The sequence below is a fragment of the Paraglaciecola sp. genome, assembly GCF_039964565.1.
Taxonomy (GTDB): Bacteria; Pseudomonadota; Gammaproteobacteria; order Enterobacterales; family Alteromonadaceae; genus Paraglaciecola.
Genome location: NZ_JBDVXF010000028.1, coordinates 419,233 through 444,389, shown reverse-complemented (window position 1 = coordinate 444,389; position 25,157 = coordinate 419,233). Strand labels below are relative to the sequence as shown.

The 25,157-nt window shown below is 40.8% G+C and carries 17 protein-coding genes; 4 read left to right on the top strand and 13 right to left on the bottom strand.

The genetic code is table 11. The features are described 5' to 3' along the window. Positions 1-5: 5 nt before the first annotated feature. From ABJK37_RS12750 to ABJK37_RS12725, 6 genes are all read right to left on the bottom strand, one after another. Positions 6-1,322 carry an ABC transporter permease gene (locus ABJK37_RS12750; protein ID WP_348354217.1) on the bottom strand — a complete coding sequence of 439 codons (1,317 nt, stop codon included), beginning with the start codon at positions 1,320-1,322 and terminating at the stop codon, positions 6-8. A gap of 17 nt (positions 1,323-1,339) precedes the next feature. Next, positions 1,340-2,047, bottom strand: coding sequence for an ABC transporter ATP-binding protein (locus ABJK37_RS12745; RefSeq protein ID WP_348354214.1), 708 nt, complete (start codon positions 2,045-2,047; stop codon positions 1,340-1,342). 38 nt (positions 2,048-2,085) lie between these two features. Then, positions 2,086-3,378 (bottom strand): efflux RND transporter periplasmic adaptor subunit, encoded by a 1,293-nt coding sequence (locus ABJK37_RS12740; protein WP_348354211.1) that lies wholly within the window; start codon positions 3,376-3,378, stop codon positions 2,086-2,088. An 85-nt stretch (positions 3,379-3,463) separates the two neighbouring features. Then, on the bottom strand, positions 3,464-4,723 hold the full coding sequence (locus ABJK37_RS12735; protein ID WP_348354209.1) for an FtsX-like permease family protein: 1,260 nt from the start codon (positions 4,721-4,723) through the stop codon (positions 3,464-3,466). Further along, on the bottom strand, positions 4,720-5,970 hold the full coding sequence (locus ABJK37_RS12730) for an ABC transporter permease (protein ID WP_348354206.1): 1,251 nt from the start codon (positions 5,968-5,970) through the stop codon (positions 4,720-4,722). The genes ABJK37_RS12735 and ABJK37_RS12730 overlap by 4 nt, the downstream gene beginning before the upstream one ends. A gap of 53 nt (positions 5,971-6,023) precedes the next feature. Further along, positions 6,024-7,322, bottom strand: coding sequence for an efflux RND transporter periplasmic adaptor subunit (locus tag ABJK37_RS12725; protein WP_348354203.1), 1,299 nt, complete (start codon positions 7,320-7,322; stop codon positions 6,024-6,026). Positions 7,323-7,508: 186 nt separating this feature from the next. Between ABJK37_RS12725 and ABJK37_RS12720 the strand changes: the two genes are divergently transcribed. Both ABJK37_RS12720 and ABJK37_RS12715 read left to right on the top strand, forming a co-directional pair. Next, positions 7,509-9,671 carry a molybdopterin-dependent oxidoreductase gene (locus tag ABJK37_RS12720; RefSeq protein ID WP_348354447.1) on the top strand — a complete coding sequence of 721 codons (2,163 nt, stop codon included), beginning with the start codon at positions 7,509-7,511 and terminating at the stop codon, positions 9,669-9,671. A gap of 95 nt (positions 9,672-9,766) precedes the next feature. Further along, the gene (locus tag ABJK37_RS12715) at positions 9,767-10,504 is read left to right on the top strand and encodes a DUF3667 domain-containing protein (RefSeq protein WP_348354200.1); all 738 of its coding nucleotides are present in this window, start codon (positions 9,767-9,769) and stop codon (positions 10,502-10,504) included. A 43-nt stretch (positions 10,505-10,547) separates the two neighbouring features. Here the strand turns inward: ABJK37_RS12715 and ABJK37_RS12710 are convergent, their stop codons facing one another. The 6 genes from ABJK37_RS12710 to ABJK37_RS12685 all read right to left on the bottom strand — a co-directional run bounded on the left by ABJK37_RS12710 (position 10,548) and on the right by ABJK37_RS12685 (position 21,195). Beyond that, positions 10,548-11,720, bottom strand: coding sequence for a hydroxymethylglutaryl-CoA reductase (locus tag ABJK37_RS12710; protein ID WP_348354196.1), 1,173 nt, complete (start codon positions 11,718-11,720; stop codon positions 10,548-10,550). A gap of 175 nt (positions 11,721-11,895) precedes the next feature. Then, a complete protein-coding gene (locus tag ABJK37_RS12705; RefSeq protein WP_348354194.1) occupies positions 11,896-12,396 on the bottom strand; it encodes an RNA methyltransferase in 501 nt (166 codons plus the stop codon). Between the two features lies 1 nt (position 12,397). Next, positions 12,398-13,414 carry an aldo/keto reductase gene (locus tag ABJK37_RS12700; protein WP_348354444.1) on the bottom strand — a complete coding sequence of 339 codons (1,017 nt, stop codon included), beginning with the start codon at positions 13,412-13,414 and terminating at the stop codon, positions 12,398-12,400. A gap of 177 nt (positions 13,415-13,591) precedes the next feature. Next, positions 13,592-16,699 (bottom strand): efflux RND transporter permease subunit, encoded by a 3,108-nt coding sequence (locus ABJK37_RS12695; RefSeq protein WP_348354191.1) that lies wholly within the window; start codon positions 16,697-16,699, stop codon positions 13,592-13,594. Next, positions 16,692-20,039, bottom strand: coding sequence for an efflux RND transporter permease subunit (locus ABJK37_RS12690; RefSeq protein ID WP_348354188.1), 3,348 nt, complete (start codon positions 20,037-20,039; stop codon positions 16,692-16,694). The genes ABJK37_RS12695 and ABJK37_RS12690 overlap by 8 nt, the downstream gene beginning before the upstream one ends. Positions 20,040-20,049: 10 nt before the next feature. Further along, on the bottom strand, positions 20,050-21,195 hold the full coding sequence (locus tag ABJK37_RS12685; protein ID WP_348354185.1) for an efflux RND transporter periplasmic adaptor subunit: 1,146 nt from the start codon (positions 21,193-21,195) through the stop codon (positions 20,050-20,052). A gap of 455 nt (positions 21,196-21,650) precedes the next feature. On the opposite strand from ABJK37_RS12685, the gene ABJK37_RS12680 reads away from it, so the two are divergent. Together ABJK37_RS12680 and ABJK37_RS12675 are read left to right on the top strand one after the other, a co-directional pair. After that, entirely contained in the window at positions 21,651-22,097 is a 447-nt protein-coding gene (locus tag ABJK37_RS12680; RefSeq protein WP_348354182.1) for a YaiI/YqxD family protein, read from the top strand. Positions 22,098-22,316: 219 nt separating this feature from the next. Continuing rightward, positions 22,317-23,585, top strand: a complete 1,269-nt coding sequence (locus ABJK37_RS12675) for a hypothetical protein (protein WP_348354179.1) — start codon at positions 22,317-22,319, stop codon at positions 23,583-23,585. Between the two features lie 241 nt (positions 23,586-23,826). Here the strand turns inward: ABJK37_RS12675 and ABJK37_RS12670 are convergent, their stop codons facing one another. After that, the gene (locus ABJK37_RS12670; protein WP_348354176.1) at positions 23,827-25,149 is read right to left on the bottom strand and encodes a DEAD/DEAH box helicase; all 1,323 of its coding nucleotides are present in this window, start codon (positions 25,147-25,149) and stop codon (positions 23,827-23,829) included. Positions 25,150-25,157: the final 8 nt, after the last annotated feature.

Sequence of the window (25,157 nt, the reverse complement as noted above, 5' to 3'; positions counted from 1 at the left end):
GCCCCTTATTGGCTTTTTAGTTGAGTGGCTGGTGCGATATTACACGCTCGCCAAGTAGGATATAAACCCGCCAGAATACTGGATATCAAGGCGATACTGAGTGCCACTAAAACCATACTTAAGTCTAGCGATGCCAAATCATCAACAAAGTCGCCATAAAGGCTTTTAATGCCTTGTAAACCTACAAGCGCTAGCAGTATCCCCGCAATACCTCCCATTAAACCTATTATTGCGGTTTCCACTAAATGTTGTTTAAACAAGTCAGATTTAGATGCGCCCACTGCTAGACGCAAACCAATTTCAGAAGATTTTCCGGTAAACTTGGCCAACAACAATCCTATTGTATTGAGTAAACACACGAGTAAAAACATAAAGGAAAGCCACATCATCATTTTTGCGTCTTCTTCGACAACTTCTTGACTTGCCATCCATTCCATAACATTAGATAAACGATTGTTAATAGGGCGAGGGAAGCGACCGAGTTCTTTTTGTTCCATTACATAATTATTTAGGAAATCCATGTATTCAGCTTTTGCTAAGTCTGTTGGTAACTCAACCCACATTTGTGTATTAATACATTCAGATTGTAAAAATGCCTTGTAACCTTCTCCTTCAGGGCTTTTCCAACAATTGTTATTGCCCCAATTAGGAAGTTCTAATTCTTCTTTTAATGAAAAAGGCATATATAGCTCTTCCGTTTCATTAAAAGCGCCATTGTTAACATCGTAAAACTTTGGCATGGGCTGCCAATCATCGATTACACCTACTACTTGGAAATTTCTGCCATCAACAACAATGGTTTTACCAACTGAATTTTCTCCTCCAAATACACTTTCATTGGTGCGTTTACTCAGCACTATCACTTGTTCGCGATTAGTGTCCGATTGACTATCCCATGAATTACCGTAGATAAAGGGCACTTCAAACATAGGGAAAAAATCCCTATAAGCCAGTCTAATGGATGCCTCAAAAGGTTTTGCATCGTCTCCTGCTGGTTCGATAATCCCTCCTGACATTCCCATCGCAGATTGCCTAAGGGCTTTTTTTGCTAAAGTAAAGTTCGTGGCGTCGGTCCAAGTCAGTTGATTGGGTAATGAGTCGGCGTCATCACCAAACGCATTATTCGGGTCCCAACTATCAACTTGAATATGGAATAGTTGATGGCTTTTTTGGGGGATTGGATCGGCAGACATGAGGTAGTTAACGGTAATCGTGGTCATGCAAGCACCAATTCCCAAGGCAATTGCTGTCACCATAAGTAAACTCAGAATGGGATTGCGCTTCACACTTTTTAGAGCAAGTTTTATATAATAACCAAACATAATGAGGCTCCTAAGAGTTAAACAGCAGTAAGTTTCGCCGATGAGGCGATATCAACATCATTAACTTCAGTGACTTTGCCGTCTCTTACATAAATGTTACGTCTTGCTTCGCTAGCAAGCTGCCCATCATGGGTTACCATAATGATGGTAGTACCGGCATCGTTGATGTTTTTTAACAAATCCATGACGCTGTTCGCCATTTGGGTATCGAGGTTACCTGTTGGTTCATCAGCTAACAAAAAACGAGGCTCTCCAGCGAGCGCTCTTGCAATTGCCACTCGCTGTTGTTGTCCTCCTGAAAGTTGCGAGGGTAGGTGTTTCATACGTTGGGCCAGGCCCACCATTTCTAGACTGTTTTCAATACGTTTTTTACGTTCAGCGCTGTTGAATCCACGGTATCGTAACGGAACGTCAACGTTATCGAATAAATTAAGATCAGGGATTAAGTTGAAACTTTGGAAAATAAAGCCAATTTTTTCGTTTCTGAGCTGACTGCGTTTCTTATCATTAAGGTTGCTCACATCTTGCCCATCTAATTCGTAAGTTCCGCCGTTAAATGTTTCAAGTAATCCAGCGATATTTAAAAAAGTGGTTTTACCCGAGCCTGAAGGTCCTGTAACAGCAACGAAGTCGCCTTCACCTACATGTAAGTTAAAATCGCGTAGTGCATGCGTTTCAACTAGATCAGTACGAAATACTTTTTTTACATCCGTCATTTTTAACATGAATTATGTTCCCTAAGTGTAATTGTGATTATTTTAAATTATTGAGTAATGAGTACGCTTTGCGCACCGTTAAATTGATCGGTACCAGAAACAATTATGGTGTCGCCAACTGAAAGTCCGTTTAGCACTTCGACATTCGATAAACTGCGAGCGCCAGTTTTTATTGAAGTACGCTGGGCCATATTATTATTAACTATATACGCAACCTTGCCGTTTCCGGTCTCTAGGAACTGTCCACGTTGCACCATAAGTACATCTTCTTTGTGTTCCATCAAAATACGGGTAGTGAGACGTTGATTTTGACGCAAGCCTTTTGGCTGCGTTGCTTCTTCTGTTGAAGAGGTGGTAAAACGCACTCTACCCGTAACTTGATTGTTCTCAATTTCAGGAGAGATAGTCACGAGTTTAGCTGAATGCGTTTCACCATTAAGTTGGATTTCTGCTGCCATACCAATTGCTAAATCATCAGCGTAGCTTTCTGGGATATCAACTTCTATTTCAAATTCAGATAAGTCCACAACGCTTAATATCGCTTGGTTTTTTGCTACTTGATTTTTTTGCTCTACGGAAAGGTTGCCAACCAATCCGTCAACTGGAGAGAGCAACGTTAACTCATCTACCTGTCTGCTAAGTTCTGTTACTAAGAGTTTTTGACGCTCCACCAATAGCGCTTTAGTCTTCACTTCAAACTGTAAACTTTCTAGATTTAGTTCGGCATCTTTAACAGAATGTTTAAAAACTAAACGGGCGTTCTCGAGATCATCTTGAGCTTTTTCATAATCAATCTGGCTGATGGATTGGCTGGCAAAAGCTTTATCTGCACGGCGTTTTTCTCTATCGGCTGCGGTAAGTGCTACTTTGGCTAAGTCGACCGCTTTTTGGTTGACTAAGGCCTGTTTGCTAGATTGAATTTTTTGCCTATCCAGCTCCATTTGAAGTCTTTGAATGGCTGATTGCTCTTGTTTAAGCTGATTAGTTAGTTCAGGACTTTCTATAATGGCTAAAACTTGGCCTTTAGTTACCGTATCACCCGCGTCTACTTCAAAAGAGATAGTGCCCTGCGCCGGACTATATAATTTGGGGCTAACAGCGGCGACCACTCTACCTTGAACTGATAAGTCACGCACAAAGTCACCTTGGGTAACTTTAGCTAAGCGCACTCTTTGTGAAGAAATACTGACGTCTGAATTGGACCAATTGCTAATGGCGGGGGCCAGTGTTACATACCCCAAAACAGCAATCAAAAATACACCTAGAAGGAGCCATTTAGTTTTATTATTAGTGGTTTTAGCTACAACCGTATCTTGACCACTAGTGTCTGCAATTTTCATTTTTATCCCTGAAATTTTGAACAATCAGAGGTTAAGTCGAGAAGAAAATCAAAAAGGTTTAAAAAACCTAAAAATTAATTTTTATCTAGTCTTTTGTGGCTAAGGCAGGAGAAATATTCATGGCTTTAATTGCAGGCTTGAGGATAGCTAATAGCCCCAATATATATAAGCATAGTGTCGCAATTGCTAAGTAACTGAGAGGCAGTTTAGGTAATGCATACTGTGAGACTAAAAATATATTTAATCCTATTGCGAGCAACCAACCAAGAAACACACCACATGTGCTTTGAATGACATTTTCTGCAACACAATAGCTTAATATATCGGTTTTATTGGCACCGAGTGCTCGTCTAATACCTATCTGCTTTTTACGTTTGACTAAATTAAAACTGGTTAAGCCTGCAATACCCAACGAGGCAACAATGCTAAGAGCGGAAATGACCACCAACAATATGCTTATCGCACCTATATCAGGACCATATACTTGTTTTTTCATAGATTGAATACTTTGTACTTTGCGGATCATCCGCTGTTGACTGCTTGCTGCAAGATACTCTTCAACTTCAACCATAGTAGTTTGCAATGTGTTGGGTTTAGTGCGAATGAAATAGCGAGCTGAGTTACGAATGATAACTCTTGGATAAATAATGCTGCTCTCGATTTTACCTGCTGCGTTCCAAGGCGCTTGCAACTGCTTTACTACACCTTTGACTATTGCACTGTGGGTAGCGTTGATGTAAATCGTTTTTCCTACAACAGTGGACCAATCTGCAGAGTTGAATAAGTCTGACGCCAATTTTGCGGTGATAATAACAACACTTGGGAATGTTTTCGCACTTTCGGTTTGCCAAAGTACCTCATCAGCATTGAAATTTTCACCGGCAACCAAGATTAGTCCTAACGCTTCAATGCCGTGTTCGTCTAATTTGTAACTGGCAGCAGGTACGATATTTTCATTGTGCCCAGTAGAGGTTTGCAATTCATCCCAATCACTACTGCCACTAAAGGGAAAGGCGTAGGTCGCCACAGCATTTACAATGTTTGGCAGTTGTCTGAGGGCATTCAGGTCTGCCTTGATACTATTTTCAGGATTGAAACTTGTTGTAAAACCTGAACTAGTTAACGCAAACGTATTAGTTTCATCTATTCCTGTCGAGCGTTGTAAAACTTCAAGTCGTTGAGAAACAATAAATAGACCGTTACTAAGTACCGCTAACGTCAGGCCAATTTGAAGAACTAACATGGTAAAGGTGTATTTTTGTCTGATTAATGTGCGCAATAAGGCTAAAAATGGAATGCGACTTAACGATACAGAGTTTGAATGGGTTTGGTTATTCCTTTTCATTTTAAATAACTCGCCGGAGCCAACACACATACATTTATCGTAGGAACTAATCCCGCTAAAACAGAAGACAATATACTGATCCCGATTGTCATAAATAGCAGTGTCATATCAAGCGTGATAAAAGCACTAAATTCGGGGTACAGAATTTTTATGCCATTTAGACCTAGCACACATAGCGTAAAACCAATCAATGCCCCTAAACACCCGAGCATAATAGTTTCTATTAAACATTGACTAAAAATGGCCTGGCGGTTGGCTCCCAAGGCTCTTCTGAGGGCAATTTGAGCAGTCATAGCAGTGAACTTTGTGCTAAGTAAACTGGCTGCATTGAACAAACAAACTAACAAAAAGAATAGCGATAAATAGAAAAAAACATGGATATCAGAACTGACTACGCCTTTATGTGCTAGCCATTGCGTAACATCTAACATTATATTTTGCGTGGTCTTAGGAAATCGACCTAAAGCCCGCTGTTGTTGAACGTAATCTTCTAGATAATTTTCAAACTGCATTTTGTCTTGTTGTTTTGATAATTCAATCCATAAATTAAAATTGACACATTCTGAGTTAAGAAAAGCTTGATAACTATCACCTATGTTTGTCTGCCAACAATTGCTATTGCCACCGTGTGGTAGTTCTAAATTTGCTTTTATTTGCAATGGTACATATAGGTCTTCAGGTGGGTAAAATTTGCCAAGCGACATATCAAAAAATTTAGGGCTTGGATGCCAATCATCTAAAACACCTATCACTGTGAACAATTGGCCCAACATGGGCAGCGTTTGGCCAACTGAATTAGCGCCACCGAAAATTCTTTGATTAGTGGACTTACTCAATACTGTGACGTTTTCGACACGATCGCGAGGATAATTTTGCCAAGCTTGTCCAAATAAAAAGGGGACATCAAACATCGGGAAAAACTCCCCATGTGTGGCTCTAATGATACCCAGAAATGGAGGAATGTTGTTATCAGCAGGGGTGACCATCCCCCAAGTTATGGCGTGAGCAGCCTGAAACTTTGCCTTTTTGGCATGAACTATATTTAAGGCGTCCCTCCAACTGACTTCTTCGGGGGGCAAATCTGGCAGAATCGCAGCAGTATTGAGGTTCCAGTTGTCCAATTGAATATGATAAACCCTTTCGCTTTTAAGGGGGAGAGGGTCTTTAGACATCAGATAGATCAACGAATAGCTGATCATAGTCGCCGCAATACCCAGTCCAATGGTGGAGGCAATTAAAACACTCAATCCCTTGTGATTCGTGATGTTTTTTAGCGAAAGTGATAGGTAATAGTTAAACATTATTGACTGATTAAGACCGTGTTAGCGCCATTAAATTGATCAGTCCCTGATATGATTATTTGTTGTCCTTCCTTTAACCCATCAATAATTTCGACGACTGATAAACTACGAGCCCCTGTTTTTATGTGAGTCCGTATCGCCAGTCCGTCTTCCACTATATAAGCCACACTACCATTAGCACTTTCTAAAAATTGGCCACGCTCCACCATGAGTACATTGTTTCTACTTTCCATTAAAATACGGGTAGTTAACCGTTGGTTTTGTCTTAGCCCTGAAGGCGGATTAAGTGGCTCGCCGATTGCGTTAGTTTTTGAAAAGCGCACTCTACCTTTTACTAAATTGTTTTCTATTTCGGGAGAAATATTCACCAAAATTGCGGGATGATTGTGTCCATTTAGGTTGACTTCAGCCAACATTCCGATAGCTAAATCATCTGCGTAACTCTCTGGAATATCTACATCCAATTCAAACTCAGTCAAATCTACCACACTCATAATGGCTTGGTTTTTACTGACTTGGTTTTTTTGTTCAACGGCTAAATTTCCAACAATACCACTAACAGGGGAAAGTAACGTCAGTTCATTTTGTTGTCTACTTAACTCTGCGACTTCTAACGCTTGTTTATCGACTTGTAGTTGTTTGGTTTGTATTTCGAATTCGAGACTTTCAATATTTAATTGGGCATCACTCACTGAATGTTTATAAACTAACTCAGCATTTTCTAGCTCGTCTTGGGCTTTTTCGAAATCAATCTGACTAATAGAATGGCTCTGATACGCTTGGTCAGCACGACGTTTCTCACGAACCGCGGCAGTTAATGAAACTTTAGCTAGGTCAGAAGACTTTTGATTTTCTAACACTTGTTTTTTATTTTGGATCCTTTGTCTGTCGAGCTGAAATCGTAATTGCTGCAAATTGGACTGTTGTTGTTTTAGTTGATTTGATAATTCTGGACTTTCTATTGTAGCTAGCGTTTGTCCTTGTAAAACTGTATCCCCAGCGTCGACTAAAAAGGTAATGATACCATGAGCAGGGCTATACAGTTTTGGACTTACGGCTGCTACAACTCGGCCTTGAATTGACAAATCACGTATAAAGTCTCCACGTTTTACAGTGCCAATTCGTATGCGGTCTGCTGCAACCGACATCGTAGATGCGGACCATCGGGAAACGTGTGGGTAAAGCAACACTAAACTGATGACCAATAATAAAAACGTCAATCCAATAAAAACATACTTTTTAGGCGAAGTTTTACGAGTAATAATAGTGTCTTGAGCACTAGTGTCGGTGATTTTCAACTAGGTTCCTTGGCGTGATAGAACTAAACAGATAACCCTTATTGTGTTGATACACAGGGTAAAATAGTTACACCCAAGTGTCTAGGGCATAAATTATTGCTTCAGAAAACATAACTATTAATGATGCTTGTATATAACAGCGTTAATCGATAACTTTCAGATATTAACAAATTTTTGACAAAAATGATGATGACCGAAAAACAAAAGCATTACTCTACTTGTACTCTTTGTGAAGCCATGTGTGGCATAGAAGTAACCACTGAAAACACGGAGATTGTTTCAATAGTAGGAGATAAACTCAACCCATTTAGCAAAGGTCATGTTTGCCCAAAAGCAATGGCTTTAAAGGATCTATATGACGATCCACAACGAATTCGAACGCCTTTGGAAAAAACAGCAAATGGATGGCAACAAGTGTCATGGGACTATGCGTTAGATAAAGTCGCAAGTAGTTTATTTGAAGTGCAGCAAAAACATGGCGTGGAATCTGTCGCGACCTATCTTGGAAATCCAAATGCCCATAACATGGGGTCGATTTTATTTGGTCCGTATTTTTATAGAGCGCTGAAATCTCATAATCGCTACTCAGCTACCTCGGTGGACCAATTGCCACATCATATTGTTAGTCGGCAACTGTTTGGACACCAATCACAAATTCCTATTCCAGATATTGACCATACCCAACATTTTATGATCATTGGTGGTAATCCACTGGCTTCAAACGGCAGTATTATGACGGTGCCACATATTAAACGTCGCCTCAAGGCTATTCAGAGTCGAGGTGGGAAAGTCGTCGTTATTGATCCTAAAAAATCTGAAACTGCGGATATGAGTAGCGAACATCACTTTATTAAACCTGGCACAGATGCGTTGCTTTTATTAGCGATGATCCACACATTATTTGACAAAAATTTGGTACGAGCTGAGGAATTACTAGGCTTTGCGCCTGATTTGTTGTCTGTTGAAAAGTACGTTGCTGATTATTCTGCTAAACGTGTTGCGCCGTTAACGGGGATAGATGAAACCCAGATTATTGAACTCGTTGCATCATTTTGCGCTGCAGGTCCGGCAGTTTGTTACGGTCGTATGGGTGCCAGTGTGCAGGCTTTTGGTACGCTCACCCAATACTTGATTATGCTATTTAATATGCTTACCGGAAACTTGGACCGGCAAGGTGGCATGATGTTTACTCAACCTGCTGCCGACTTATTACCTCATTCTGGCCGAGGCTCTATTGCGAACTTTCATACCAGAGTACGTAATTTACCTGCTTTTGCTGGTGAGTTTCCAGTATCTGCTTTGGCTGAAGAAATATTGACTGAGGGTGCCGGGCAGGTTAAAGCGATGGTAATAGGGGCAGGTAATCCTATCTTGACGACCCCTAATGGTCCGCAACTAGATAAGGCTTTTGAAAAATTAGATTTTGTAGTGGCTGTTGATTTTTATATCACTGAAACTTCGCGACATGCCAATATTATTTTACCGCCTGTTACTGCCTTAGAGCGGGATCACTACGATATTGTTTTCCATAATTTTGCGGTACGAAATAGCGCCAAATTTTCACCAGCAATTTTTCCGGTTTCTGACACAAGTAAAACGGATTGGCAAATATATCTCGGCTTAGCAGAACGTCTAGATAGGTTAAACGGCTTGCCCTCTAACAAATATGAGATGCTTTGGGACAAAGAACCCAAAGGAGTAGTGGATGACTTGTTGAAAAGTGGCCGCTATCACTATGAAGGTCAACCATTGAGTATTGATTTGTTGTTGAAAAAACCACATGGCATTGACCTTGGTCCGCTGCAGCCCGATTTACCTGAAGCGATTTATCATAACGATAAAAAAATACACTTAAGCTTTGATTATTTTATGGCAGACCTAAGTCGTCTTGAAAACCATTTCTTTAATCCAGAGCATTTAGCTAATACATCAAATCTGTTGGACGATAATCACTTGCAGTTGATTGGGCGTAGACATCTTAAAACCAATAACTCTTGGCTGCACAATAGCCATAGAATGGTCAAGGGTACTAAAAATGGATTATCCAGATGTACAGCTCAAATCCATCCTGTTGATGCAGCAAAGTACAAAATTGAAAATCAACAACTTATCATAGTCACCTCTAGAGTCGGTGAAGTGACGTTACCAGCAGAAATTACGGATAAAATCATGCCCGGAGTCATTTCAATTCCACATGGATGGGGACACAATAAAAAGGGAAGCCAATGGAAGACCGCCGAACAACACCCTGGAGTGAGTGTGAACGACCTAACTGATGAAATGGTTTTGGATGAATTGTCTGGCAATGCAGTATTAAATGGAGTGCCTGTATCTATTAGTGATGCCTAGTTCGAATGGTTGATGTAAACTAGGAGTGTTTAAGCAACCTCAGGCAACCTTAACCGGGGTTGCTGTCGTTCTCCTATAATAATTCTGGAATATCCATGCAAAGTTTCACCTGTCAAAATTGCGGAGCCACTGTTGAGGCAAATTTCTGTGGTCAATGTGGTCAAAAAAAACAAGAGCGAATAACACTCGGCCAAGTCGGCGAAGATGTTTATAGTGGCTTATTTGATTTTGAATCCCCTTTTTTAAAAACTCTTTATTTTCTAACCATTAACCCGAGTAAAGTGTACGTAGAGTATTTGGAAGGGGCACGTAAGCGTTATTTTTCTCCGGTACGTTATAGTATTTGGATCATGACGTTGATGGTTGCGATTGGCGCAATCACTGACACGGTGCTTGTTGATTTAAGTCAACTAGAAAGCAATACACCTGAACTTGAAAACCAATTAATAAGGTTTCAAGCAATCGTTAACTCTTTGTTGATCCCTCTTTATTTTATGTCTGCATGTTTGACTGCGGGCTTTCTTAGGCTGATTTTTAGAAACGAAAAATACACCTTCGCCGAACTCTTTTACCCAGTGTTACTTAACATCAGTCATTTTTGTTTGGTGTTTTGTCTGGCTATCCTACTCGGAGTATTTCAAAACGTTTGGTGTCAATTGCTTTTGACCGTTTTAAGTGTCGTCTATATGTGCTGGGGACTAACGGGAATATTTCGTCCTGTATCACCTAGGAAATATCTCAAAAGTCTTTTCGCCATAGTTCTTGGATTAACGGTTTATATGCTTGTATTTGCATTCTTGAGTTTTTTAATCGGTTACTCCTCGTTATTGTAAAATAGCGAGAAATAACCCAAAGAAAATCGACAAGTTAGAGGGGTTATCTATTTCTACCCATCTGGTCATGACTGCTGACCCAATGCCCAGCGATTACCGCACAACCTAGCGATATGTCACCAGCGAGTACGGTAGCCGCAACAATCTCAGCAAATTTTTCAGCTTTACCTTTACCCACACAGCCGAGCATTTGTAAACATTCCTTTTGTGTCGGCAAACCCGTGCCACCGCCGAATGTGGCTACGATAAGTGAAGGTAAAGTAACTGACATATAAAGATCGCCGTTATCTAATAACTCATGTGACAACATGCCTGCATGAGACTCCACAACATTGGCTTCATCTTGACCTGTGGCAATGTACAAAGCTGCGATACCATTTGCTGAATGCGGACCGTTATAGGCTGCTCCTGCCATTTGCGCGCCAGTGTTCGCTAAAACTGATGCACCAGCTAGCATCTTAGTATCTACTTTCATGACTCGAGCTAATACTTCTTTCTTAAGTATTATTTCTGCGATGACCCTTTTCCCTCTGGAGTGCAGCATATTAAGATGTGAGTGCTTTTTGTCAGTATCCATATTGCCAGATAACATATACATACAAGGAATGGGCGAATTGGCTTTGATCCATTCACAGGCTATTAGTGTTGCCTTACCCACCATATTTTGTCCAGCAGCATCACCAGTTGTGTAGTTAAAGCGTAAGTATTTGGTCTTGGACACTGACCATTGCTGAATATGTTCGAGTTTACCTATACTCGTTGTTGTTTCTGCAGCAGCTTTGATTTTGTCAAAGTTCTCATCAACCCAATGGCCAAAATCTCTTGCTTCACGGGCGTTGTTAAAGATGAAAGCGGGCGCGCGTTGCATAAAGCCCTCAACAACCGTTGTGGTTACGCCACCACATTCATTGATAACTCGCATTCCTCGGCTATAGCTGGCAACCAATGTTCCTTCGGTGGTCGCAAGTGGAACATAGAATTCGCCTTTAGCATGTTCGCCATTGACTAAAACTGGGCCTGCGACACCGACCGGCATTTGCACTATGCCAATAAAATTTTCGACATTTCCGGGTAACACGGCAGGATCGATACTAAATTGTCCAGTGTGGGTGAGTTCGGCTCCGGTTTTTTGTTTAATAAATTGTCTACGATTTTCGGCCATTTCCCTAGAATGGTCGTTTTCTGCATTACGGGGGATGCGATTATCATCACTCATTAGATATTCCTTCTATTACTTCATGTGACTTAAATACAAATAACAACGGCTTTTAATTGATTTTTATAGTCACATGGTTAGCGATAGATAACAAAGGAAATGTTAATTAAAAGTTAAATTCATTAGCATTTGTGAGGTAAAAACATTTATGTAGTGCTTGTAATCCTAGATACAGTTATTTGGCCTTGGTGCGATTATTGGTATCTCGGCTTTTAAGTATGACCTCATCATCTGTTGGCATTTGTGTGGTTTTAGACAAGCGATCGTATAACAGCACATTAACGGTCGCGGCCAAATTCATACATCCTAGGGTAGGGATGTAAACTATATGGTCACATTTATCGACCACATTTTGTTCTATAGAACCGTCCTCTGGTCCAAAGATATACAGTGCGTTGTTAGGATGTACAAAATTGGGAAGAGGTGTTGCCCCTTCAACTAACTCAACTGCAACTTTTTGAAGGGTAACGTCAGTGTCGTCATTGATTATTTCATCAACATGTTTAACTTCAATAACCGACTGAACGTTTTTGGTATCAGTTTGAAACGCTTTTGCACGTGCATAGCGTTCTCCCGTATATCGAATACTCTGTGCCTGATAACATCCAGCAGCACGTAAAATGCTGCCCATGTTTTGAGGACTTTTAGGATTGATAATAGCTAAATGTGCAGACAATTTAGGATCCTAGAATAGTATTGATGTGGTCGAGTTCTTGTTGCGTGAATTCTAAATGACTTAATGCCGCCACACAGTCTTCAATTTGACTCACTCTACTGGCACCAATAATTGCACTTGTCACTGCTTGATTGTTAAGCACCCAAGCCACAGCCATCTGTGCCAATGTCTGGCCTCTTTGTGCGGCTAAGTCATTAAGTTGCGCAACTTTCGCTACTTTTTCTTGGCTAATATTGTTTTCATTCAGATAGATTTGTTCACTGCGAGAAGCGCGTGATCCCTGAGGTACACCCTTGAGATATTTATTGGTTAGAAACCCTTGTGCCAGCGGAGAGAAAACTATTGAGCCTACACCTTCTTCTAATAAAACCTCTGTTAATCCGTCTTCTATCCATCTGTCGAACATATTATAACTAGGTTGATGGATTAAAAGCGGCGTACCCAAATCCTTTAAAATACTAATGGCCTGCTTAGTGTGCACAGGTGAGTAACTCGAAATACCCGCGTACAGTGCGCGACCTGAACGGACAATATAGTCTAAGGCTTGCATCGTTTCTTCGATGGGAGTGTCAGGGTCATAGCAATGTGAATAGAACACGTCAAAATAGTCTAATCCTGTGCGTTTTAAGCTTTGATCACAGCTAGCAACCAAATATTTTCTAGACCCCCCAATACCGTAAGGCCCAGCCCACATGTCGTATCCCGCTTTGCTAGAAATTAACATTTCATCTCTATAGGGCTTAAAACTTCTTGTCATAACTTGACCAAAAGTAGACTCTGCGGAACCAAAAGGAGGTCCATAATTGTTGGCTAAGTCAAAGTGATTAATACCGAGGTCAAAAGCCCGATGCAGCATATTTTGAGCATTGCTATAGGAATCGACGGCACCGAAGTTTTGCCAAAGCCCAAGTGACAAAGCGGGTAATTTCAAGCCACTTTTACCGCATCGACGATACGACATACTTTCGTACCTGTCAGATGCCGCCAAATATTGTGGATTTGGGTCGTTTTTTATCATTGCCATTTTCGCCGAACAAAAAATTTGCGATAGCCTAAACCAAAGCTAAACAATTCTCAATTTACCTCGCTAATATTTTAATCATTGCTTAGCTGCAAACGACAACCTACACAGCAACCAATTGTTTAGGCGTTGCACTGGTTTGTAACCAAAACAATGACAAGTAAAGCCATTCAATTAAGTCGCGCTGCCGCTATTCACGCTAAGGATGCGGTCAACAATTTGTTTACTATTAATAATCATTTGGTTTGTCTTTGCTCTCAATTTGAGTAGCAAGAAATACGTCATGGGAACTAATACCAAACTCGTTAAAGTTGAAAATATCAACCCTCCTATAATGGATATTGCCATAGGTGAATAGGGGGGACCATCACCCCCTAAACGTGTACTACCGAAGGCGAGTGGTACTAGTCCTAGTACGGTAGTGGCGACTGTCATAAGTATGGGCCTCACTCGATTTAAGCAGCCTTCGACAATCGCTTGTTGTACCGCGTAACCACTATTAATAAGTTGATTTATTCTATCGACTAACACTATGCCATTGTTGACTACGATCCCCATTAATATCAACATCCCGATCATACTCATGATTGACATAGGTAATCCCGCTACGAACAACGCCCAAAACACGCCTGTTAACGAAAACAATAAGGAAGTGATAACAGCAGTGGGTAACAAGAGGGATTCAAATAAAGCAGCCATAACAATATAAATCATAATTAGGGCCAAAAGCATATTTGTTTGCATGGCGCTTTCATTTTGGTTTTGACGTTCAATACTGCCATCAAAAGTCCAATCGTAGCCTGAGGGGAATTTGATGTGTTGCATGACTCCTTCAATGCTTTTTTGAGCATCCTCTAATGTAAAGCCATCCTGTAAATTACCCCCAATGGTTATCGAAGTTTGCCGATAACTGCGGTTAATTTCTGACAGTCTGGGTTTAACCGTTAATTCAGCTACCATATCTAGTGTAACGTTTTGACCAGATAAACGGGTAATTGTAAGGTTTTTCAGTGCGTTGACAGAGTCTTGTAACTGTTGATCGTACATTAGACGGATGCCTACTTCGCCTCCATCGCCATGTCTGAAAGTTCGTAAGTTTGTGCCTCTTAATGCTGTAGCGACAACCTGAGAAATCTCACTCGTATTTAGACCAAAGCGAAACGCTTTTTGTCGATCTACTACCACTTGCAACTCTAATTTTTGCTTAGTGGTGTCAGTTTTTACGTCAGTCAAGCCATCGATGTTACTCAAAATCGGAATAATTTGATCAGCAATCTGCTTTAGTCTTTCTGAAGAATCGCCCACTATTGTCATTTGTATTCCACCACCATTGCCCTGGTCCCACTGGAAAGACGGTTTCGCTCGAACAAAACTAGGCAGGTTGTCGGTGATTAAATTTTTGACTGTTGATTGAGAGACTGGCAAATCATCAATAAGGGTAATGCCTGAAACGGCAAATCCAGCAGTGTAATAGGTATATACCTGCTTGATATAAAACTTTTCTTGGTTGGCGTATAGATAAGCTTCCATTTTAGTCACAGATTTTTCTACTTCTTCTAAACTGAAACTTCCTTGAATATCGTAATTCATCCACACGCGATTTTGATCGTTATCGTTATCGTCATCACTAGTGACGTACTGTAGCGGGATGGCGGTACTCGCTAATATCAATATTGCAATGATCCCGGTTTTCCCTTGGTTGTTGAGTGACCAACTAAGGATTGATGTATACCAAGATGCAAGTTGACTTCGGGATTGAGATGACTTGTTTGTTTTTGGCTTTGCGACCTTAGGATTGATTTTAGTGAAAAGCAATGGAATTAAGGTTTGTGAGATCAACAATGAGGCAAAGAGCGAAATACATATGGCGATAGCAACATGCTCAAGGAAAACGGTAACGTTAACTTTTGCGCCTACTATATTCGGTAAAAATACGATAGCGGTTGTGATTGTGCCGGCAATCACAGCCAAACTCACTTTACCCACTCCGGCTTTAGTTGCCGCAACAACGTCAGAGGTGTTTTGTTTTTCTTGCTCAATACTTTCGGTGACCACCACAGCATTGTCCACCAGCATGCCTACCGCTAACATGAGTCCCATCATCGACAAAATATTAATGCTGTAACCCATCATATACATACAGCCAAGTGTAATGCATATACTGAAAGGCACGGACAACACCACCAATAAGGTGCTTGTAATATTACGTAAAAAGGCATAAAGCACTAGTAGCGATAATAGCGCGCCAATCAATCCTGCGTTCAATAAATCGGCAAGTGACTTAGTCACACTTTTGGCTTCATTTTGCATAATAAACAAATGTATACCGTTAAACGCCGGGTTAGAATTGGCGTCGTCTATGACCTTCATTACTTGGTTAGAGACTTCCACCATGTTACTGGTTGATTCTCGATAAATGTTAAAGCCTACAGCGAAGGATTGATCTAGATGTCGACCTTCCGTACGTTTAGGCTTTTCGTATTTGACTAAGGCGATGTCACTGAGACGGACCCCTTTTTTAATCATAAAGTCCTGAATTTCTCGTAAGCTAGTAAATTCGCCCTGTGGATTAACCGTGATTTTTTGTTGAATGTCCAAGTCAGCGAAACTGCCAGCGGTAAGAGAAAAGTTAGCGTTACTTAAAGCTCGCGCCAGTTCGTTGGTGTTTACTTGTAATGCGGCCATCAGTTGTTGGTCTAGTCGAATCGAAATTTGCTTTTTGGTTACACCATAAAGTTCGACTTTTGAAACCCCAGCTACTCTTTCGATTGGACGCTTTAAGTTACGATCAAGCAAGTCATAAGCACTGGATAAATCTCTTTCACTTGAAACCCGCAGTGAAAAAATTGGCATATCATTAGTATTAAATTGATAAACCAAAATTCGTTCTACATCTTCGGGCAAGTCACCGCGTATTGCGTCAATTTTTTCTCTGGCTTCAATTCCTTTCGCTTTAAGGTTTTCATCCCAAGCGAACTGCAATTGGATTTCTGCGGCATCTTCAGACGAGCGCGAGCGTAAACGTTTGATACCAGACATAGTTGCTAAGGCTTCTTCAACTGGTCGAGTGATCATTTTTTCAACTTCTACTGGTGTAGCATCACCATATGGAATTCGGATTGCAATTTCTGGTATATCGATGCTTGGAAATTTTTCTAGTGGCAGCAGCTGACTAGACAAAAGGCCCAACACCAACATTGAGAAAAACAACATCATAATTGTGACGGGGCGACGAATGGCAAACCCAGCCAACGATGAACCGGCGGCGGTTAATTTATCCATAAATTGTCTCCGTGATATCGGTTTTTGTAGCTAACTCCTCAGGTTGTTGATTAAACCGCTTCCTATCGAACAAACTGTAAATTACTGGGATAAAAAACAAGGTAAGTAGTGTGGCGAAAAGTAAACCGTAAATAACAGTCACTGCCATTGGAGTACGAATTTCAGCCCCTTCTCCGATACCCATTGCCATGGGCAAAAGACCGAGAGAAGTTGTTAGGGTTGTCATCAAAATAGGTCTTAGTCGACTTTGTGCGGCGTCGATGATCGCTTGAGATTTCTGTAATCCTTGAGCACGCAGTTGATTAATACGGTCGATTAACACTATGGCATTGTTTACAACGATTCCCGCCAACATGATGAGCCCAATAAACACCACTACACTGATATTGGTAGCCGATAAATACAACCCATATATAGAGCCGGCGCAGGCTAAAGGTACCGTAAATAATATTAATAGAGGATGTAGCAAAGACTCAAACTGCGAGGCCATCACCAGATATACCAAAAATATTGCAAGGGCTAGGGCAAATTGTAAGGACTGGAAACTGTTTTCCATTTCTTCACTTTGACCAGCCACTTTGGCCTGCATAGTAATAGGTAGGTTTAATGCGTCGATATGTTGTTGTACCGCTATTACCGCTTCATTTAGGTCGCCGTAATTTAAATTGGCTGTTAAAACTGCAACACGCTCTTGACCCACTCGTGTTATTTCACTGGGGCCAATCGACATATTGATATCTGCAACCGCTTCTAAAGGAATCGCTGGGGTTACGCCTGGATTTACAATCATTTGACCAATATCGACAATCGAATCACGTTGTGATTCCATGGTTCTCACCAAGATATCAACTTTACGGTCGTTTATACTGTATTTAGTGGCGACTTCTCCACCAATCTTAGCCGAGATAAGCTTAGAAACATCAGGTGCATTGAGTCCGAGTTGTGCGAGTTTACTGTGGTCAAATTTTACTTTAAGTTCAGGGTTGCCGGTTTGCAGTGACGATTTAACGTCGCTATAGCGTTGATCGTTTTGCAACATAGCCTGCAACTTTTGACTGTATTTAGCTAAGTTTTGTAAGTCATATCCAGAAATCTGTATTGCTAAAGGAGTGGCAAAGGTAAATAAAGCGGGTTTGCCAAACTTGCTTTGAATGCCTGGTTGCTGAGACAAGTATTGACGCATTTCTTGCATGACCCGTTGAGTCGTTTCACTGTCACTGCCGGGCTGCATCACCACATTTAATTTGCCCCAATAATCGCCCCCCTGACTGGCTGACGCGTTCATTAGACTTCCGGTACCCGCTAGCGCATAGGTTCGTTCTACACCTGACAGTTCGCTCGTAAATGCAGCTAATTCTGCAATGACTTGGTCGGTATTAATTAACTGTGATCCAGTTGGAAGATTGATTTCCACATAAAACTCTCCTTGAGACATATCAGGAATAAGTTCCATGCCAAGTTTGGGTAATAAGGTTAGCGAAGCTAACGACACTAACACTACCGCTGACAGTACTAATAGTCGCAAATCCAAAGCACACTTTAACGCCCATAAATAGGCTTTTTCGATCTCGGCATAGCTTTTATCGAAAACCCATAATAGTGGACGGAACAGCAACACCAATATTTTACTTAAAACTCTATAAGTTAAGATTAAAACTGAAGTAATGCCCATGGGAATTATGTAAAAAAGTAATTTTCGTAACCAAGTGATGGGCAAGGATATGTAATGAAAAAACCAAGCTACTTTTGTTGATGGTTTCGGTTTTTCGATGGTTTCACCGAGGTCTAAGGTTGTCGTGCTTTGAGAGTCAGTAGTCGATTTTTCTCGTGCCGCTAACATGGGTATTAACGTCAGTGCCACTGCTAACGATGCGGCTAAAGCAAAGGTAACAGTTAAGGCCTGATCTCTAAATAGTTGTCCTGCTATACCTTCAACAAATACCAAGGGAACAAACACCGCCATAGTGGTCAAAGTTGAAGCAATAATAGCCATAGACACTTCTTTGGTACCTAGTATTGCTGCCTCTTTATTATTTGGGGCCTTAGCCTTATGTCTTGCAATGTTTTCTAGCACAACAATACTGTTATCAACCAACAGTCCTATTGCTAGCGCGATACCCCCTAAGCTCATTATGTTTAAGCTAATGCCATTGCCATACATTAGATTAAAGGTCGCAATAATCGAAACTGGGATAGATATCGATATAATCAAAGTTGTCCAAATGTTTTTCAAAAACAAATACAAAATTAACATGGCTAATACGCCACCTATGATGCCAGCGGATTTCACTTCGCTGATGGCACTAGAGATAAATTTTGATTGATCGTAAATTAACTGTAACTGATATTGATTTGGTATGTCTTTTTGCAATTGATCAACACGAAATTTTATATTCTCTGCGACTTGTACCGTGTTTGCATCACCTTCTTTATATATAGCTATTTCAACGCCTTCAAAACCATTGAAGCGATTCATAGAGGTCGGTTCTTTGTGGGCATCTTGAACAGAAGCGATGTCACCTAAACGAATATTCTTTCCGTCTCGGTTGGCGATAAATAACTCTCTAATGTCATCGAGTGTTTGAAATTGGTTTAAGGTTCTTACTAAATACTCCTGAGAGCCGTCTTTAACACGACCACCAGAAGAGTTTACATTTTCGTCTTTCAAACGTTTAATAATTTCATTAACAGTGATGTTTAGTTGACTAGTTTTTTGTTGGTCTACTAAAACCTGAATCTCATTTTCTAGTCCTCCTCCTACTTTTACAGAGGCCACGCCAACAACAGACTCAAGTTGACGTTTTATCTGTTCTTCACCATAAATACGCAACGTTTTAATTGCTTGTTGACTAAGTAATGTTTGCTGTTTCAAGTGGGGAGGTTGCGTCTGGCTAGGTGTTTCTGATATTACGCCACCTAGACCAAAACGCATAATAGGATCCAGACTAGGATTGAATCGCAATAACAATGGCTTTTTTATATCTAAAGGAAGCTCTAAGGTATCCAGCTTTTCTCGCATTTCAAGGCTAGCGAGATCCATATCTGTACCCCATTCAAATTCAATTAAAACATCAGATTGGCCCGCTTTTGAGGTAGAAGTTACGGTACGAACGCCCTTAACAACACCTATGGTCTCTTCAATAGGTTTTGATACCAGTTGCTCTATTTCTCCGGGCGCTGCACCGCTATAGTCGGTGCGTATGGTGAGAGTAGGGTAGGACAGTTCTGGTAATAGGTTTATGGCTAAGCGTGATAAAGAAACCATACCGAATAGAATGACTGCAACTGTGAACATCCATACAGTGACGGGGCGCTTTACCGCAATATCAACAATATTCATAATCCGCTCCTTAACTTTTTGCTAGCTGATTTGAATTGTCCTGGGCAAGTTCCAATGTTTCATCTTGGCTTGTATCATCATTTACAATTTCTACTGGTGCTTGGTCTCGAAGATTTTGATGACCGGTAATGACTACCTTTTCGGTACCAGTTAGCCCGCTTAATATTTCTACAAGTTCTCCTTCTTGATAACCTATTGTGACGGCCTGTTTGCTAGCGATACCATCTTTGACTACAAATACATTAACGCTATCGTCTATGGCTAAAAGCGCTTTACGAGGCAGCAGAACGGCGTTTTGTTTGGTGTCGTAATTGAGCTTAACCTGAGCAAACATACCAGACTTTAATAAATTGTCGGGGTTTGGCACCCTTAAAGTAACTTTGAAAGTGCCCGTTTTTGCGTCTATTACAGGGCTAATTCGTTCTACGAACGCCACTGTATTGGCTCCATTAACTGCGGTTAGATTCAATGTGGCTTGTTGTTCCTTGTGTACCTTAGATAGTTCCTTTTCGGGTAAATAAACAATGCCATACAATTCACTTTGCTGGACGATATGAAACATGCGTTCACGCTGGAATGACTCGCTTAAGTTACCGACTTTGGCATTACGCTCTGCAATAAAACCCGATATAGGTGCGGTGATAGTGGCTTCTTTTAGATCAAGCTGTGCCAATGATAGCGTTGCATTAGCCGACTCATATTGGGCAGTAAGTTTGTCATAAGTATCATCACTGACTAATTTTTTATTGTACACCTTGTTAATTTTCGACAGTTCTTTCTCTACACCCACTAGGTCAGCTTTAGCGCGATCCAAATTCAAGTGATAGCGACGGGGTTCTATCTGTGCCAAAATTTGACCTTTTTCTACATAGTCACCTTCTTCGACATATATGTGTTCAATTATTCCAGAGGCTCTTGGAACAACAAAGGCCTCCTCTTTTGCTTCCAAAATAGCCGTGGTGGCATAATTTGAAGATATATGGCCGATTGATAACTCGGAAATCTCTACTGGCACAGAGATCACTAGTTCCTCTTGGAGATCCTCATCCTGTGAATCGGCTTGACCGCAACTGCTAAGCAAACTGACTGTCAGTAGAATGGGTAGTATTGAAAGTAATTTAAGACCAATTCTTTTGTTGTTTATTATTGTATCCATTGCAGGTTCCCTGAAAATCTGATGTTAAGTTAATAGTGACTGTGCGTTTCTGCGCCAATTGGCTGATAGATAGCATTGACTGTGCCAACAACTAAAAACATATATAAAACAAATGGATAGCTAGAAATGTGGTGATGGCTAGAAGTTTTGGTATTTTACTAGTTAGCGATATTCGCTATTTGTTGGTTGAAATAGTCAACATGACTCGTTGTACTTGGAATAGGTTATTTCGTTACTACTAGCGACCGCTTACGTAATGAACAATAAAGAAGTACCAAAACTCGCTAAAGCAGCGTTTACAAATAACTCTGAAATGCCGAATAGCGCTTTGCATCAACTCACACAAGTTAATAGAATATAAGGTAGCTCTTGGAGCCATTACGTTTTGTTTTGTCGATGAAGGCGATATGGGTGAAATGTCATTTAAACTAGTTAGTTAAAAAGAGAATATAACATTGAAAATTTGGGTTGATGCAGATGCGTGTCCAGTGGTGATAAAGGATATTTTATTTCGAGCGGCACAGCGTACAAGTATTGAAACCATTTTTGTGGCTAATCAATATATAAAGACACCCCCGTCAAAGTTTATTCGCTCAATGCAAGTAAGCACAGGATTTGATGTGGCGGATGACGAAATTGTTAGACTAGTAGAACCTAATGATTTGGTTATCACGAGTGATATTCCCTTAGCTGCAGAAGTCATTGAAAAGGGGGGACAAGTCTTGAGTTCCAGGGGGGAACTGTTTACCACTGAGAATATTCGAGCTCGACTTAATATCCGTGATTTTATGGACACCATGCGCGCCAGTGGCGAACAATCAGGTGGACCACCGCCACTTAATCAATCCGATAGACAAAACTTTGCGAACCACTTAGACCGAATTTTAACGGCAAATAATTAATAGGGAATGTTAACGGAAGTCGATTAGCCCCAATGATTGTGCTGTAGCTGCAATTATCAAGATCTGGATTATCCCACTAGGCCTAATTGTTGACACTATTAGGCTTGTGTATTTCAGGCTGATTAAAATTCGTTCAAACCACTGTTTTTCAAGGTCAGTGTATTGGCGGTGATTGATGCTAACTGTTAGGTTTAAGCAACTTAACCAGAAGGTGATCAAATGAAAAACATTCTATTCTATTTGGCTGTAATTATGACTATTACAAGCTCAAGCGTCCGAAGTGAATCAATCAAAACATCACACAATACCCTGGGTGAAACCTTTGTTTTTTCAGGTGCTGATAGCAACCAACCCCTTACCGTAAATTTGTGGTTACCTGAAACGTCTGAGAAACAGTCGCTGCCTTTATTAGTCGTACTGGATGGACAACGTTACTTTAATTATGCCGTTAGTATGCATCATCTGATGCAAGACTATGGATGGACGCCACCTTTTGGGATTTTAGGGATTGATACCTCTAAGGACAGATGGCCAATGCTCAGTAATCAACGACAGGTCATTCTTGAAAAACTAGGAACCCAAGTTTTCCCTCATCTCAAATCTAAGTACGCCCTTAGCGAAGAACGTATCCTTTTTGGTTGGGAAGCGGCAGGGGGATTTACCATTAATACTATTGTCGACAAACCACAATTGTTCAGTGGATACATTGCCGCTAGTCCGTCTCCGTTGTATGGGGAGTATTTTCCTATGCTACAGCAAAGTTTCGAGAGTTTACTGACTGCAATTGCAACTAACGGCAAAGGTAAACATCTGTATGTTAGCAAGGGAAGTTATGATTACCCACAGTACTTAGGCATTGATGCATTAGAATCTGCGTTAGATACAATCACGCTAGAAAAGCCGCGATACACTTTTGTCAGTATTGACGATGCCACCCATGCTAGCCTAGGCTTTGAGACCTTAATGCGCGGTGTTCGTGACTATTTTTACTACTTCGATAAACCACAGTTTAACAGCTTCGAGGCGTTTACAGCCGCAGGTGGTCATCAATTTCTCGATGAGTATTTTAAGCAGCAGGCAAAACAATTTGGTCTAAATCAGCAACAAATCGATAAAAATAGATTTGAATTGCTTCGAAAACTCAGTTTTATGCCGCTGATGGATGGCGACTTAGGGTTATTCCAAAGCTATATGGCGCAGCTATCTGATACTGATTTTTTGGAACGCTCACACGTCAATCATATATATCGCTACGCATTATTCATGTTACAAAACAACGACCTCTCTGGCGCCTCGAATTTGCTTCAATACAGTCAAAAACGCGAGCCCGATTACGCATTACCTATCAACGGCTTAGGATTAGTAGCAAAAGTACGTGGCCAGAACGAAGCCGCAAAGGCGCTTTTTCAACAGGCTGTCGAAATGGCTGAAACTAACAATGATTACCGTTTGTATGAATATAGAAAAAATCTAGAGGAGCTAGAGTAATGTGAAATGGCATTGAATTTTTTGTGCTTTTTGGAAGGCCCTTGTCTTCGCAAGGATGACGGATATTGTTGCCGTTAGTCGCTATTTTCGTTCAAAATGACGTGTAAGTTGGACCAAACAAAATTAGCAAAAAATGATGACTTACGATGGGCCATAGTACGATCGCTATCTCACTAGAACAGTCCCTCACTTATAGAAGATGAGGGACTTTTATCAAACATGAAAAGCGAGTAGAGGGATATTAACGATTTCCAGAAGAGTCAGAACTGCGGTTAGCGTTTCTGTTTCTGCTGCGTGAGCGATTAGGCTTAGGAGGCTGACCACCTGCGGCGTTTCGGCCTGAACGTTGTCCATCTCGATGATCAACTTTAGGCTTTTTAGGTTTTTTGGCTTTGATAGGTCGTTGATCGGTCTTTGACTCGGGTAACTTGGCACTGGGCTCAAATCCTTTAATGATTTTTCTTTGAATGATTTGTTTAGTAAATATTTCAATATCTACCAACTCTTTAAATTCGTCTTGGGTCACCATAGAGATGGCTTGACCTTTAGCACCGGCACGACCTGTTCGTCCAATTCGGTGCACATAATCTTCTGCTATGTTTGGTAGATCAAAGTTTACTACTTGTGGAAGTTGATCAATGTCTAAACCACGGGCGGCAATATCCGTGGCAATCAGGGCTTTGACTTTTCCTTGTTTAAAATCAGCTAAGGCTTTTGTCCGTGCGCCTTGGCTTTTATTTCCATGAATAGCAGCAGCACTTATGCCTCGTGATTCTAACTGTTTTACTATTCGATTAGCACCATGCTTAGTGCGACTGAACACTAAAACTTGTTGCCAATCGTTGTCTTTAATTAAAGAAGTTAGCAGCTGTGATTTTTGGCTTTTATCAACTGGATATACCCATTGTTCCACCAAATCAACAGTGGTGTTAGCTGGGGTAACTGAAATTTCTACTGGGTTATTTACTAGGCCCTTTGCTAATTTACGAATGTCGTCTGAGAAGGTGGCCGAAAACATTAAGTTTTGACGTTTTAGTGGTAGTAACTTAATGATTTTTTTGATGTCGTGAATAAAACCCATGTCCAACATGCGGTCGGCTTCATCCAATACCAAAATTTCTAATTCGTTAAATTTAACGGCATTTTGGTTAAATAAATCTAACAAACGGCCCGGTGTAGCCACAAGAATATCGGCGCCTTTACGTAATTTAAGCATTTGTGGATTGATGCCCACACCGCCAAATACTACGGCGCTTTTCAAAGATAAGTCTTGACCATAGGTTTGCACACTTTCTGCAACTTGAGCCGCTAACTCTCTGGTTGGCGTTAATATCAAAGCGCGAGCTTGATTAGCTCTAGCAGGTTTACCTTGGCTTAATAGCTGTAATATAGGCAGCGTAAATCCTGCTGTTTTTCCGGTACCGGTTTGTGCTGCTGCCATCACATCGCTACCTTGCAATACCGCTGGAATAGCTTGCTCTTGAATAGGAGAGGGTGTGGTGTAACCTTTATTGGTTACTGCAGATAAAATTTTGGGTGAAAGGCCTAAATCGGCAAAACTCATAGATTATT

Coding starts and splice junctions, on each gene's coding strand:
- ABJK37_RS12750 (WP_348354217.1), bottom strand. CDS start 1,322: ATGTTTGGTTATTATATAAAACTTGCTCTAAAAAGTGTGAAGCGCAAT.
- ABJK37_RS12745 (WP_348354214.1), bottom strand. CDS start 2,047: ATGTTAAAAATGACGGATGTAAAAAAAGTATTTCGTACTGATCTAGTT.
- ABJK37_RS12740 (WP_348354211.1), bottom strand. CDS start 3,378: ATGAAAATTGCAGACACTAGTGGTCAAGATACGGTTGTAGCTAAAACC.
- ABJK37_RS12735 (WP_348354209.1), bottom strand. CDS start 4,723: ATGAAAAGGAATAACCAAACCCATTCAAACTCTGTATCGTTAAGTCGC.
- ABJK37_RS12720 (WP_348354447.1), top strand. CDS start 7,509: ATGATGACCGAAAAACAAAAGCATTACTCTACTTGTACTCTTTGTGAA.
- ABJK37_RS12715 (WP_348354200.1), top strand. CDS start 9,767: ATGCAAAGTTTCACCTGTCAAAATTGCGGAGCCACTGTTGAGGCAAAT.
- ABJK37_RS12710 (WP_348354196.1), bottom strand. CDS start 11,720: ATGAGTGATGATAATCGCATCCCCCGTAATGCAGAAAACGACCATTCT.
- ABJK37_RS12700 (WP_348354444.1), bottom strand. CDS start 13,414: ATGATAAAAAACGACCCAAATCCACAATATTTGGCGGCATCTGACAGG.
- ABJK37_RS12695 (WP_348354191.1), bottom strand. CDS start 16,699: ATGGATAAATTAACCGCCGCCGGTTCATCGTTGGCTGGGTTTGCCATT.
- ABJK37_RS12690 (WP_348354188.1), bottom strand. CDS start 20,039: ATGAATATTGTTGATATTGCGGTAAAGCGCCCCGTCACTGTATGGATG.
- ABJK37_RS12685 (WP_348354185.1), bottom strand. CDS start 21,195: ATGGATACAATAATAAACAACAAAAGAATTGGTCTTAAATTACTTTCA.
- ABJK37_RS12675 (WP_348354179.1), top strand. CDS start 22,317: ATGAAAAACATTCTATTCTATTTGGCTGTAATTATGACTATTACAAGC.
- ABJK37_RS12670 (WP_348354176.1), bottom strand. CDS start 25,149: ATGAGTTTTGCCGATTTAGGCCTTTCACCCAAAATTTTATCTGCAGTA.